The organism is Flavobacterium pedocola (assembly GCF_053764385.1).
The window spans coordinates 143,141-155,962 of the sequence record NZ_JBSNCR010000005.1; the positions used below are offsets into that span (position 1 = coordinate 143,141).

A 12,822-nucleotide genomic window follows, 5' to 3' on the forward strand; every position below is an offset into this window, starting at 1 on the left:
ATCAAGACTGGAACGCTTCACCTAAAAAATAAAACCAAGCCCTAAATTATCTGAACTCTCTCGTTGCTCACAACGAGATCAAACAGGCAGATAATTCTTAACGGTCTTGGTTTTATTTCTCTTAACGGTTACGCTTTTTTAGGTCGGGAAGTGCTTTGATTGGGCATTCTGTTTTACTCACCGGTGGCTGAGGCTCTCGAAGCCATGTGTTTTATCAGTAGCACGGATTTTGGTATTGCTTCGCCAGTTCGCTAACGCTCGGGTCGTTGAACCTTCGGTTTGTGTCAAGACAAAAGAAAAGAAGAAAAAACACACTCAATACTTACTCCATGATAACGTCATGGTAACGCCATACCAAAGCCATGGATAGTCCATGCAAAGCCGTGTAGAAAATTATGTAAAATAGAACATTACAACTTAAAAACTAAACTCCTTCACAATATCCTTAATCTGATTATCTAAAACCGTATTGGCGATTTTCATGTTTTCCACATCGAAATTATCATTAAAACTTGGTAACGAAAAGGTAGCCAAAACATTGGCGCCGTATCTCGGGAAAGCATTTTTGGCAATCTCCAGAACGCTGGCTCCTCCTCTTCCTCCCGGTGAAGTAGCCATTAGCAGCATGGGTTTCTGCTGGAATACTTTTACCTCTATTCTGGAAGCCCAATCAAAAAGGCTTTTAAAAGCTGCTGTATAATTTCCATTGTTTTCTGCCATCGAAACTACGAGCATGTCCGCAGTAGCAATTTTAGCTAAAAAATCCTGGGCTAACGGCTGGTGACCGACTTCCTTTTCCAGATCCACACTGAATAAAGGCATAGCGAAATCGTTTAAATCCAAAACCTCAACCTCATAATTTTCAAAAAGGTGTGAGACGTAAGTGGCTAATTTTTTGTTGATGGAATTTTTGCTGTTACTGCCGCCGAAAGCTATAATTTTCATGAAAATGTCTATTTAATAAAGTTGCTTAAAAGTAATAAAAAAAAGCGAAACATCTCTGCTTCGCTTTTTGCACATATTTTATTGGGTTTCAATTACACATTGAAACGGAAATGCATCACATCACCATCTTTCACAATGTATTCTTTTCCTTCCACACGTAGTTTTCCGGCTTCTTTTACTTTCGATTCTGAACCGAAATTAGAATAATCATCAAAAGCGATAACTTCTGCACGGATGAATCCTTTTTCGAAATCGGTGTGGATTACCCCTGCTGCTTTTGGTGCAGTATCTCCAATGTTGATGGTCCACGCACGAACTTCTTTAACTCCTGCCGTGAAATACGTTTGCAATTTCAGCAATTTATAAGCTGCACGGATTAAAACCGATGAACCTGGCTCTGATAAGCCCATATCTTCCAAGAAAACCTGACGCTCTTCGTAGCTTTCCAATTCCGTAATATCCGCTTCCGCACCAACCGAAAGGATGATTACTTCTGCATCTTCGTCTTTTACCATTTCACGAACCTGGTCTACATATTTGTTTCCGTTAACTGCAGAACCTTCGTCCACATTACAAACATACAATACCGGTTTTGAAGTGATCAATTGGAAACCTTCCATCAATTCTACTTCATCCTGATTTTGAAGTTCAACGGTACGGGCCGATTTTGCGTTCAACAACGTTTCTTTGATTCGGTTCAACAAAGCTTGTTCCGCTAAAGCTTCTTTGTTACCAACTTTCGCCGCTTTGTTTGCTTTTTCAAGACGTTTTTCAACCGTTTCAAGATCTTTTAACTGTAATTCGATATCGATGGTTTCTTTGTCGCGGATCGGATTTACGTTTCCGTCTACGTGCACGATGTTGTCGTTATCGAAACAACGCAATACGTGAATAATCGCATTACACTCGCGGATGTTTCCAAGGAACTGATTTCCTAAACCTTCCCCTTTACTTGCTCCTTTCACCAAACCTGCAATATCCACGATATCCACAGTTGCCATCTGAACGCGCTCCGGTTTTACCAATTCCTCCAAACGGTTGATTCTCGGATCCGGTACATTTACCACCCCAATATTTGGTTCGATCGTACAAAACGGAAAGTTGGCGCTCTGGGCTTTAGCGTTTGACAAACAATTAAAAAGAGTTGATTTCCCTACATTCGGTAATCCTACAATTCCTGCTTTCATTATATTTTGAATTTACAGCTAACAGTTTCCTGCTAACGGATTTAGATTTTTTCAATTAAGTGTGCAAATATAGTGTATTATTCGCAAGTATAAAACTGATACTTAAGCTCCTTTTGCACTCCAAAAATCCCAAAAATGAAAAAGATATAAGCATTTTCCGTAATTCTGTAACAACCTCCCAAATAGTAGTCGTAAATTTGTAACATACTAATCATAAAACAGTTACATTATGAAAACTTCATTTTTAACATGGTTTGCCCTATTCGTATCTGTAAATTGCTTGGCACAGAACACCAATGTTCAGCAGGAAGTCAAAACGACGGTAACGACCATTAAGGATTCTGACGGTGAGCGAAAAATCATCAAAAAAGAGAACATTAAAGAGGTTCAGCCCATTGAGTTACAGGACGCCGAATCCAAAGTACTGAATAAAGATGTGAAGGAAACACCGGTTCGGGTAACCGCAACCACAGAAGTTACTATGGACGGCGTAACCCGAAGCATCGACGTGGACCGATCTGCCTATTATCTTTTAGATGGTAAAAAATACCAGATCGCCGTTGACAAAACCGGATACAGCATGTCGATTCCGAACAGCAAAAAAACAGCCTTGCTGAGAAAAACATCAAACGACAATTACCTTTACATCAATAAAGGAAAAGTATCCGTTGGCTATTTCGACAGTGAGGGTAACCTGATCCTGGAAACCTACGACGAAAAAAACGATAAAATGACCCTTGAAAAATTCAAATTGGTCAAAGAATAAAAAAAGCAGCCGGTTGGCTGCTTTTTTTATTTCATCTTAAAGTTCAATCCTATGTTTAAGGCTCCCCTTGAATTGGTATAGTTATCCTCTTCCGTATATTCAAAAAGATCTGAAAGCCCTGCCTGTCCTTCATATTCGATAAACAGCCTTAACTTATCATTCAAAGGGATTTTAACCCCGATTCCGAAAGCAAGTCCCGCATCTGTGGAATTAAATGCATCTTTAACATCCAGGTCAAAACGGGTTTCCTTGGCATCCATTAAAAAACCAACGTAAGGACCAAAATTCAGATACCAGTTACGTTTCTTACCAAAATGCCAGTTGGCCATTACCGGAATGGTCAGATAGTTCAGGTTATAATCCGTTTCGTAGTATCCTGACGGAAACATCGGATCATTGCTGTCGATATAGATAAACCCTTCGTCCCATCCTTTCTGATCGTAAATCAGTTTTCCTTTAATACTCCAACGGTCTGAAAAATAATAATCTATGGAACCTCCGAAATTAATACCGGAAGAATATTCCGAAGTATCATCTTGACTTGAAACGGAAGACGAGTTAAACCCCAGGTTAACACCAAATTCCACATCGCCTTTGGTTTGAGCTCCAACGGAAACTGCAAAACCAAGCGCTAAAACTGCTAATAAAATTTTTCTCATATCTATTAAAATTTATTTCCAATTAATCGGTTTATATTTCTTTTCCGGTAAAAGTATTCCTAAAAGTATTGATCCAAAAATAAGAATAAGTAACCCATAAAAAACATCCCAGACAGTCAACCAAAAAAGAAAAAAAAGATTTAACTCAAAAATATCCTTCTTTTTGTCAATTAAGACGGTCACTGAGTCATTAACTTTCAAAGCGGCGTACTCATTATCCCAATTACTTTGTGTGAACATTTGTGTCTCACCTTCAATATTCGCTTCAATTATGGGAGTTTCATAAGAATAATAAGTAATCACTTCGTTGCCATGTCGGTTTGTATGTACGTTTCTTGAGCTATAACCTTTAAAATTCACCACTTTTCCCTTTATTTTATCACACGAAAAATAGAGTTCGGCTTTATATCCAAAATGGAAAACTAAAAGTATTGTCAATATGCCAAAAAAAATTTTTTTCATGTATAAAAAAACCTCAGCAAAACTGAGGCCAATTTTATTCGTTATGTAAAAACGACTGCCTGTTCAGCAAGGTTTCTTCGTCTTCCACGTGATTATCATCCGGAACGCAACAATCTACCGGGCAAACTGCCGCACATTGTGGTTCTTCGTGAAAGCCTTTACATTCCGTACATTTTCCGGGAACGATGTAATAAATATCATCCGAAATCGGTGTTTGCGCCGCATCAGAATCTACTTCGGTTCCGTCCGGCAATATGATTTTACCGCTTAAACGGGTTCCGTCTTTCCAGCGCCAGTCGTCGGCACCTTCATAGATTGCTGTATTCGGGCACTCCGGTTCACAAGCTCCGCAGTTGATACATTCGTCTGTTATAATGATGGCCATTTTTTCTTTGCTTTATGCTTTAAGCCTTACGCTCAAAACTGTTAAACCTCTATTTTAGAAGCTTATAGCATATTGCTTACCGCAAGTGCTATAAAAACCTTATTTTTGTACAAAATTACAACGTAAACCCTACATAAACAAGTAAGAAATGTCACAAAAGGAAATTATTGCCGCTTTTATTGAACTGGGAAAGTTTTTACAACAATTTTCAGAAAACGGAAACAGTAAAAATTCCGGGGTAAAAAATAACGACCTTTTTTATGACGATTTTATCGCCTTGATAGAGCTTTCACAATCCCACAACGGTTGGTTCACACCGGAGCAGGTATATTTTTCCATTAATTCCTGGGCAGAAGCTTTAACGGATGAAAACCTTACGCAATGGGTTTCCAACTATGATTTTTCAAACGTCCAGCCGAAAACCGTTGGGTTGATTTTGGCCGGAAACATTCCGCTGGTTGGATTTCATGACTTCTTATCGGTATTGATTTCAGGGCATAACGTAATGGTAAAATTGTCGTCCAACGATCAGAAATTGTTACCGTTCCTGGCAAAATACTTAATCAGTGCCGAACCGAAATTAGAAAGCCGTATCACTTTTGTGGAAGGCAAACTGGAAAACTTCGACGCTGTAATTGCCACCGGAAGCAACAACACGGCACGTTATTTTGAATACTATTTTAAAGACAAGCCGAGCATCATCCGTAAAAACAGAAACTCGGCAGCTGTTTTAAACGGAAGTGAAACCAAAGAAGACCTTAGTAATTTAGGCGAAGATATTTTCCGTTACTTCGGATTGGGATGCCGCAACGTGTCCAAACTTTTTGTTCCGAAAGGGTACGATTTCAAACTGTTTTTTGAAGCCATCTATCAATATGGCGATATCATTCATTACGAGAAATACGCCAACAATTACGACTACAACAAAGCGGTTTTTCTGATGAGCCTGTTTAAGTTACTGGACAACGAATTCCTTACTTTAAAAGAAGATACAAGTTACGCTTCGCCTATTTCATCAGTATTCTACGAGTTTTATGATGATCTGCAAACCGTGAAAGAACGCTTAAAAAATGATGAAGACAGGATTCAGTGCATCGTATCGAATAACCTTATTGAGGACAGCATTCCGTTCGGGAAAACCCAGCAGCCGAAACTATGGGACTACGCCGACAATGTGGATACACTTACATTCTTAAACAAAATATAATTGATATTTTAAAAAAAGTAAGCAATTACCGGTTTAAGGTTATTTTTTTTCAGGGTTCGCATCTTTTTTATGACATTTGCTTGCATTAAACACACAACATAATGCAACTAGAACACAAAAACAATGTTAGTCCTGTTTTACACGAAGGGATTAAAAACTACCTCATCGACATCGACGGTACCATCACCGAAGATGTTCCCAACGAACAACCCGAAAGAATGGCTACCTGCGAGCCTTTTCCGGATGCACTGGAAACCATCAACAAATGGTATGACGAAGGGCATCAGATCTGTTTTTTTACTTCCAGAACCGAAGATCACCGCGAAGTTACCACCGAATGGCTTATCAGACACGGTTTTAAATTCCACAGTATTTTATTCGGAAAACCACGAGGCGGAAATTATCACTGGATTGACAACCATTTGGTAAAAGCAACGCGATATAATGGTAAATTTACCGATCTTGTAGACAAAGAAGTAGTAATTCAGGTATTTAAAGACTAATCATAAAATGAAAAAACATAATTTCAGTGCCGGTCCGTGTATTTTACCTCAGGAAGTTTTTGAGAAAGCTGCACAGGCTGTTTTAGATTTCAACGGAATGGGCTTGTCTATTTTAGAGATTTCCCACCGTGACAAAGCATTCGTAGCCGTAATGGAAGAAGCTCAGGCGTTAGCATTAGAGCTTTTGGGATTAACCGGAAAAGGCTATCAGGCGTTATTTTTACAAGGTGGTGCCAGTATGGAGTTTTTGCGAATCCCTTACAACCTGATGAAAGTAAACGGAAAAGCCGCTTATTTAGACACCGGAACGTGGGCAAGTGGCGCCATCAAAGAAGCAAAAGCTTTTGGTGAAACCGTAGTGGTAGCTTCTTCAAAAACAGATAATTACACTCATATTCCTACTGAGTATTCAATTCCGGCAGATTCGGATTATTTCCACTGCACCAGCAACAACACGATTTTCGGAACCCAAATGAAAAGTTTTCCGGACACGAATGTTCCGATGGTTTGCGATATGAGTTCCGATATTTTTTCAAGAACCCTGGATTTTTCAAAATTCGATTTGATTTATGCCGGCGCACAGAAAAACATGGGCCCTGCCGGTGTTACTTTAATCGTTGTGAAAGAAGAAATTTTAGGAAAAACCGGAAGAGCCATTCCGAACATCATGAACTATCAGCAGCATATCGAAAAGGAAAGCATGTACAACACACCTGCTGTTTTTGCAGTGTACACTTCCCTTCTAACCATGCAATGGCTGAAAAACTTAGGCGGAATTACGGCCATTGAAAAACAAAACGAAGCCAAGGCAAAACTGCTTTATAACGAAATCGACAGAAACCCTTTATTCATCGGAACAACTGTAAAAGAAGACCGTTCCAATATGAACGCAACATTTTTATTAGCCGATGAAAGTCATAAAGAACTATTCGATTCGATGTGGAAAGCAGCCGGCGTATCGGGCATCAACGGGCACCGCTCTGTTGGTGGGTACCGTGCTTCGATGTACAATGCCTTACCGATAGAAAGCGTTCAGGTTTTAGTCGATATCATGAAAGAATTGGAAAATGCTGTTAGTTCGCAGTCCCAATCGCAGGTTTCAGTTAAGGAACAGTAAAATATAGTTTATTCGGTTATTTGGTTAGTCGTTTATTAGACAAAACAAATAACCAAATTAGCAAATCAACAAATTAACATACAATGAAAATATTAGCCAACGACGGCCTTTCTCAAAGCGGAATTCAAACTTTGGAAAAAGCCGGATTTGAAGTTATCACAACAAAAGTAGCTCAGGAACAAGTAGCTAACTATATTAATAACCATAACATTGACGTGATTTTAGTGCGTAGTGCCACCAAAGTACGTCAGGATATTATCGACAATTGCCCGTCTTTGAAAATCATCGGTCGCGGTGGTGTGGGTATGGACAACATTGATGTAACCCATGCCCGTGAAAAAGGAATCCATGTGATCAATACACCGGCATCTTCTTCGGAATCTGTGGCCGAATTGGTTTTCGCGCATTTGTTCTCAGGCGTTCGTTTTTTACACGATTCTAACCGAAACATGCCTTTGGACGGCGATTCGCAGTTCAACAGTTTAAAGAAAGCTTATGCAGACGGTATCGAACTTCGCGGTAAAACCATCGGGATTATCGGATTTGGAAGAATCGGTCGTGAAGTGGCAAGAATGGCATTAGGATTGGGCATGAAAGTTATCGCTTCAGATAAATACGTTGACGAAGCTACCATCAAAGTAGATTTCTACAACGGTCAGTTCATCAATGTGGATATTGAAACCGAACCCATGGAAGATATCCTGAAACATGCCGATTTTATAACGCTTCATGTTCCGGCTCAGGACGATTACATTATCGGAAAAGAACAATTCGATATGATGAAAGACGGCGTGGGAATCGTAAACTGTGCCCGTGGCGGCGTGATTGACGAAGTAGCCTTAATCGATGCTTTAGACGAAAACAAAGTACGATTTGCAGGTTTAGATGTTTTTGAAGAAGAACCGACTCCGGCCATTCAGGTTTTGATGAACCCGAAGATTTCCATGACACCTCATATCGGTGCTGCAACCTTGGAAGCTCAGGACAGAATCGGAACGGAATTAGCCGAACAGATTATCAGTTTACTGAAAAACAATTAAGAATTTTGTAACCTTTTTTTGCGTAAATTTGATATCCAACCTTAAAAAATTATTTCAATGTTAGATCAGATATCAGAATTAGTAAAACAGTTTGGCGGTGATGCCATTGTGAACAATCAGAACGTTCCGAACGAACATAATGATGCCGTGATGAACGAAACCAGTTCTTCCATACTATCCGGTTTGAAAGAAATGGTAGCTTCCGGAAATATTAATGATGTTGCCGGATTATTGAATGGTGGTTCCGCGGATACTTCTAATCCGGTAGTCCGTCAATTGACAGAGCAATTGTCCGGTAATCTTGGACAGAAATTCGGTTTGAGCAATGAAGCCGCTTCAGGTGTTGCAGGAAATATGATCCCTAAAGTATTGGGTTCTCTTATCGGGAAAGCACAGGATCCGAATCAGCCGGGCTTTAATGTTTCCGATATCGTCAACTCTATCGGAGGCGGGAATGCAGGCGGACTGATGGATGCGGTTTCCAAATACGGAGGGCAATTCGGGTTAGATCAAAACAACGACGGAAAAGTAGACATGAGTGATGCCACTACTGCCCTTTCAGGTAAAAGCGGTGGTTTTTTAGGAGGCTTACTCGGGAAGTTTTTCGGAAAATAATACAACTTAAATCTTATAGGAAAGCCAGACAGCAATGTTTGGCTTTTTTGTTAAATAGGTTTTTCAATTAGTTGATATTTAGTAACTTTATAAGAAATTTCACAGTAATGAAAACGATACTTTGCGGCTTACTAATTGTGATCGGTTCAATCTTTTTCGGATGTAATTCGACCAGTAAGCCCGTTGCAGAAAAGCAGCTGAACAAAAACACCAATGATACGGTACGTATTGCCAATGAGGAGTTGGAGTACGAAATCATTATAATTGACGGAGGCTTTAACACTTGGTTAAATTCAACAGCCCGACGCAGAGGCTTTTATTCACAAAACTACTTTGAAGCCAGAAATATTCCATGGGTGATCGAATGGAACAACAGGGCGCGTATTGCAAGAACAGATCGTGACCGTGATCTTTTTGGAATGGAAATCAATTATCGAAGCAATGTGAATTATGGTTATGAAGTAAATTATTTACTGTACAACTATCTGGTATATTTTCAAATAAAAAATAATATTCGCCTGGGAGGTTTCATGCCTACCCCATAATTTGTATTTTTGCCAATATTTCTGAAAGATGTCGAACTTAAAACAGCGTTGGGGAATACAAAGCAATTGGCAAATGGCAATTATCTTTGTCGTTTTTGCCATTACAGGTACCTCGGCTTCCTATCTTTCAAAACCTATTTTGGCCAGTCTTGGAATAACCAGAGACAGCCTGCACCCTGTTTTATACTGGATCCTTTATATCCTGATTATACTTCCGGTTTATAAAGTTTTACTGGTACTCATCGGTACACTTTTCGGACAACACACTTTCTTTAAAAATTTTGTCTTCAAAATGCTTCGCGGCATGAAACTGGGCTTCATTGCTGATATGTTCGGTAACAAAAAAGGAGACCAATAAGCCTCCTTCCTTTCTATTTTCTATTTTCTATTTTCTATTTTCTTTCTTTATCAGATACGTATAAATCCAAGTAAGGGTAAACGTTGGAATAAAGTCAATCCCTGGTAAAAGTTCTTCAACAAAAACTGTTAAACCACCTACAGTCCCAACGGTTCCTTTATACATCCTTGCCAATATAAATCCGGCTATTGGCGCCCAAATTATATCGGTTAATTCAGCTACCAAAGGTATTCCGTAGGATGCATACCCAATCAGGTCGAAGATAATACTCAACACTAATTTTCGACTTTTATCATCCGTTTTTGTTTGTACTGCTGTGTCTGTCATTTACTTATGTTTTTACAAATAACTATCAAATCCAATGCCAGTATTTTCATTGTATGTTAATTTGGTTATTTGTTTTGCCAAATAAACGATTATCCAAATCCCCGAATCCTCAAATTACCTCAATCCAGAATAACCAAATCCCCGAATAACCAAACCCACGTCTACTTCAACTTCGATTGATAATTTTCACGAAGCTTATCCAGTTTAGGGCTGATGACTGCCATACAGTATCCCTGATTTTTATTTCGGTTGTAATAATTCTGATGGTAATCTTCCGCCGGATAAAAAACAGTTGCTTCAGAAATTTTAGTAACTACTTTCTTCCCGAAAATATTCTGTTCGTTCAACAACTTAATAAAATTTTCAGCAGATGTTTTCTGAACTTCACCATGATAGAAAACCTCGCTTCTGTATTGTGTACCCACATCAGCTCCCTGTCGGTTTAGGGTTGTGGGATCATGGGTTGCGAAAAACACTTCAAGAATATCTTCATACGAGATTTCTTTTGGATCGAACGTAATTTCAATGGCTTCTGCATGACCGCTGTATCCGGAACACACTTCTTCATAGGTAGGATTTTTGGTTTTTCCACCCGTATACCCTGACACTACTTTCTTAACACCTTTCAACTCTAAAAACAATGCTTCCGTACACCAGAAACATCCTCCGGCAACCGTGGCCACTTCTAATCCTTTTTGTTCTTCCATTACTTTGTTCTGATTGTTTTCTTCTGCTGACAAACTTTTTTCTTTCGATTGGCAACTTCCCATCGAAAAGCTTACTAAAAATACAAAAAATGCCTTCATCGCTATTTTTTTATCAAAATTAAACAAGTTACTAAACTTACTTTTCGCTCTTAACGAAACTTTATAGTAGTATACGGTATATTGACGGGTTTGGATTTCATTTTCCCGAAATTCTTTGTTTCTTTGTACAAATACATCGTAATGATCCAGGCAAAAAACATTCATAAATATTTCGATAAACTTCACGTACTTAAAGGTGTAAACCTTCATATCAAGAAAGGGGAAATCGTTTCCATCGTTGGTGCTTCAGGTGCCGGAAAAACAACGCTTTTACAAATATTGGGTACGTTAGACAAACCTTCTTCCGATAAAAACATGGAACTGGTTATCAACGGGGAAGATTTATTGAAAATGAAGGACAAGTCGTTGTCTAAATTCCGGAATTTAAAGCTTGGTTTTATCTTTCAGTTTCATCAATTGCTACCCGAATTTACCGCTTTGGAAAACGTTTGCATTCCTGCTTATATCGCCGGAAAAGACAAAAAAGAAACCGAAGCCGAAGCCAAACGATTACTTGACTATTTAGGTTTATCACACCGTTACGACCACAAACCGGGTGAACTTTCCGGTGGTGAACAACAACGTGTGGCGGTAGCCAGAGCCTTAATCAACAAGCCTGCGGTAATTTTTGCCGATGAACCTTCCGGAAATCTGGATACGCATTCTGCCGAAAACCTGCATCAGTTGTTTTTTAAACTGCGGGATGAATTCGGCCAGACGTTTGTAATTGTAACCCACAACGAAGAACTCGCCAATATGGCCGACCGTAAATTGGTTATGGTGGATGGTGACATCCGTAACGAGGTAATTAAATAAATTATGAGTTATGAGTTATGAGTTATGAGTTATGAATAATTAAAAAAAATCTCTATTCTCTATTTTCTATTCTCTATTTTCTATTCTCTATTTTCTATTTTCTATTCTCTTAAAAAGTGACCGAATCTGAATTAAAAGAATTCCTGGACGAAAAAGTCGAGCTGTACAACAACCCGGATTTTATCGAAAGTGATCCGATACAGATTCCGCATGCCTATTCTTTAAAAGAAGATATTGAAATTGCCGGCTTTCTAGCCTCCGTTATTGCTTGGGGGAATCGTAAAATGATTATCCGCAACGCCCGGAAGAAAATGGAACTCATGGGGAATTCTCCGTATGATTTCATCATGAGCCACAGGGAAAAAGATTTAGAGCCGCTTGAAAATTTCGTTCACCGTACTTTCAACGGGCAGGATTTCATCGGTTTTATTAAGAGCCTGCAAAACATTTATAAAAATCATGGCGGACTGGAAAACGTGTTCGCCTTGCATCAGGAAGAAGATTCAATACAAAAAAGCATTTCCGAGTTCAAAAAAACGTTCTTCGAAATCAAACATTTGACACGAACCGAAAAACATCTGCCCGATCCCATTGGGGGTTCAGCTGCCAAACGCATCAACATGTATTTGCGCTGGATGTGTCGTCAGGACAATAAAGGCGTTGATTTCGGAATCTGGAAAAGTATTCCACCATCCAAATTATCGTGCCCGCTAGATGTACATTCCGGAAACGTGGCCCGAAAACTGGAATTGCTCACCCGTAAACAAAACGATGCTAAAGCACTTTTCGAATTGGATGCTAACCTAAGAAAGTTAGATGCTAATGATCCTGTAAAGTATGATTTCGCTCTTTTTGGATTAGGTGTTTTTGAAGGTTTCTGATAAAAAAACTTCGATTGCTATGTGGCTTGCTTAATTCAGCTTATATTTTACTTAAAATTTAACTAATCAAATACCTCAAAAAATACTGAAAACAGTAATGAACGGATTAAGCGTTTCAAAAATCTGGCGATCTCCGTTCATTACTGACTTTAGTCAAAGATTCTTACAAAAAAACAATTCCTTACAATACTGTTAATTTTTAT

At 39.0% G+C, this 12,822-nt stretch carries 17 protein-coding genes; 10 read left to right on the forward strand and 7 right to left on the reverse strand.

Going from position 1 to position 12,822, the window contains the following annotated elements; genetic code table 11:
• Positions 1 to 417: 417 nt before the first annotated feature.
• Together ACWPKD_RS12970 and ychF are read right to left on the reverse strand one after the other, a co-directional pair.
• Positions 418 to 945 (reverse strand): NADPH-dependent FMN reductase, encoded by a 528-nt coding sequence (locus ACWPKD_RS12970; RefSeq protein WP_455413108.1) that lies wholly within the window; start codon positions 943 to 945, stop codon positions 418 to 420.
• 92 nt (positions 946 to 1,037) lie between these two features.
• Positions 1,038 to 2,132 (reverse strand): redox-regulated ATPase YchF, encoded by a 1,095-nt coding sequence (ychF, locus tag ACWPKD_RS12975; protein ID WP_455413109.1) that lies wholly within the window; start codon positions 2,130 to 2,132, stop codon positions 1,038 to 1,040.
• Positions 2,133 to 2,361: 229 nt separating this feature from the next.
• On the opposite strand from ychF, the gene ACWPKD_RS12980 reads away from it, so the two are divergent.
• Positions 2,362 to 2,898: a hypothetical protein gene (locus ACWPKD_RS12980; RefSeq protein WP_455413110.1), complete on the forward strand. Its 537-nt coding sequence runs from the start codon at positions 2,362 to 2,364 to the stop codon at positions 2,896 to 2,898.
• A 26-nt stretch (positions 2,899 to 2,924) separates the two neighbouring features.
• Here the strand turns inward: ACWPKD_RS12980 and ACWPKD_RS12985 are convergent, their stop codons facing one another.
• Genes ACWPKD_RS12985 through ACWPKD_RS12995 form a run of 3 tightly spaced genes read right to left on the reverse strand, consistent with a single transcriptional unit; the run spans position 2,925 to position 4,404 of the window.
• On the reverse strand, positions 2,925 to 3,557 hold the full coding sequence (locus tag ACWPKD_RS12985) for a porin family protein (RefSeq protein ID WP_455413111.1): 633 nt from the start codon (positions 3,555 to 3,557) through the stop codon (positions 2,925 to 2,927).
• A gap of 12 nt (positions 3,558 to 3,569) precedes the next feature.
• The gene (locus tag ACWPKD_RS12990; protein ID WP_455413112.1) at positions 3,570 to 4,019 is read right to left on the reverse strand and encodes a hypothetical protein; all 450 of its coding nucleotides are present in this window, start codon (positions 4,017 to 4,019) and stop codon (positions 3,570 to 3,572) included.
• 34 nt (positions 4,020 to 4,053) lie between these two features.
• Entirely contained in the window at positions 4,054 to 4,404 is a 351-nt protein-coding gene (locus ACWPKD_RS12995; RefSeq protein WP_455413113.1) for a 4Fe-4S dicluster domain-containing protein, read from the reverse strand.
• A 148-nt stretch (positions 4,405 to 4,552) separates the two neighbouring features.
• Between ACWPKD_RS12995 and ACWPKD_RS13000 the strand changes: the two genes are divergently transcribed.
• The 7 genes from ACWPKD_RS13000 (at position 4,553) to ACWPKD_RS13030 (ending at position 9,789) form a co-directional block, all read left to right on the forward strand.
• Entirely contained in the window at positions 4,553 to 5,611 is a 1,059-nt protein-coding gene (locus ACWPKD_RS13000) for an acyl-CoA reductase (protein ID WP_455413114.1), read from the forward strand.
• 101 nt (positions 5,612 to 5,712) lie between these two features.
• The gene (locus tag ACWPKD_RS13005) at positions 5,713 to 6,114 is read left to right on the forward strand and encodes an LNS2 domain-containing protein (protein WP_455413115.1); all 402 of its coding nucleotides are present in this window, start codon (positions 5,713 to 5,715) and stop codon (positions 6,112 to 6,114) included.
• A gap of 7 nt (positions 6,115 to 6,121) precedes the next feature.
• Complete coding sequence (gene serC / locus ACWPKD_RS13010) at positions 6,122 to 7,231, forward strand: 3-phosphoserine/phosphohydroxythreonine transaminase (protein WP_455413116.1); 1,110 nt, start codon at positions 6,122 to 6,124, stop codon at positions 7,229 to 7,231.
• 83 nt (positions 7,232 to 7,314) lie between these two features.
• Positions 7,315 to 8,271, forward strand: a complete 957-nt coding sequence (locus ACWPKD_RS13015) for a D-2-hydroxyacid dehydrogenase (protein ID WP_455413117.1) — start codon at positions 7,315 to 7,317, stop codon at positions 8,269 to 8,271.
• Between the two features lie 57 nt (positions 8,272 to 8,328).
• Positions 8,329 to 8,886: a hypothetical protein gene (locus tag ACWPKD_RS13020; protein WP_455413118.1), complete on the forward strand. Its 558-nt coding sequence runs from the start codon at positions 8,329 to 8,331 to the stop codon at positions 8,884 to 8,886.
• Positions 8,887 to 8,993: 107 nt separating this feature from the next.
• Entirely contained in the window at positions 8,994 to 9,431 is a 438-nt protein-coding gene (locus tag ACWPKD_RS13025; RefSeq protein WP_455413119.1) for a DUF6146 family protein, read from the forward strand.
• Positions 9,432 to 9,459: 28 nt separating this feature from the next.
• Entirely contained in the window at positions 9,460 to 9,789 is a 330-nt protein-coding gene (locus ACWPKD_RS13030; RefSeq protein WP_455413120.1) for a DUF6787 family protein, read from the forward strand.
• Positions 9,790 to 9,816: 27 nt separating this feature from the next.
• On the opposite strand, the gene ACWPKD_RS13035 is transcribed toward ACWPKD_RS13030, so the two are convergent.
• Both ACWPKD_RS13035 and msrA read right to left on the reverse strand, forming a co-directional pair.
• Positions 9,817 to 10,116, reverse strand: coding sequence for a hypothetical protein (locus ACWPKD_RS13035; protein ID WP_455413121.1), 300 nt, complete (start codon positions 10,114 to 10,116; stop codon positions 9,817 to 9,819).
• A gap of 161 nt (positions 10,117 to 10,277) precedes the next feature.
• Positions 10,278 to 10,922, reverse strand: coding sequence for a peptide-methionine (S)-S-oxide reductase MsrA (msrA, locus tag ACWPKD_RS13040; protein ID WP_455413122.1), 645 nt, complete (start codon positions 10,920 to 10,922; stop codon positions 10,278 to 10,280).
• 141 nt (positions 10,923 to 11,063) lie between these two features.
• On the opposite strand from msrA, the gene ACWPKD_RS13045 reads away from it, so the two are divergent.
• Positions 11,064 to 11,738, forward strand: a complete 675-nt coding sequence (locus tag ACWPKD_RS13045; protein ID WP_455413123.1) for an ABC transporter ATP-binding protein — start codon at positions 11,064 to 11,066, stop codon at positions 11,736 to 11,738.
• Between the two features lie 116 nt (positions 11,739 to 11,854).
• Positions 11,855 to 12,619: a TIGR02757 family protein gene (locus ACWPKD_RS13050; RefSeq protein WP_455413124.1), complete on the forward strand. Its 765-nt coding sequence runs from the start codon at positions 11,855 to 11,857 to the stop codon at positions 12,617 to 12,619.
• The last annotated feature ends 203 nt before the right edge of the window (positions 12,620 to 12,822 follow it).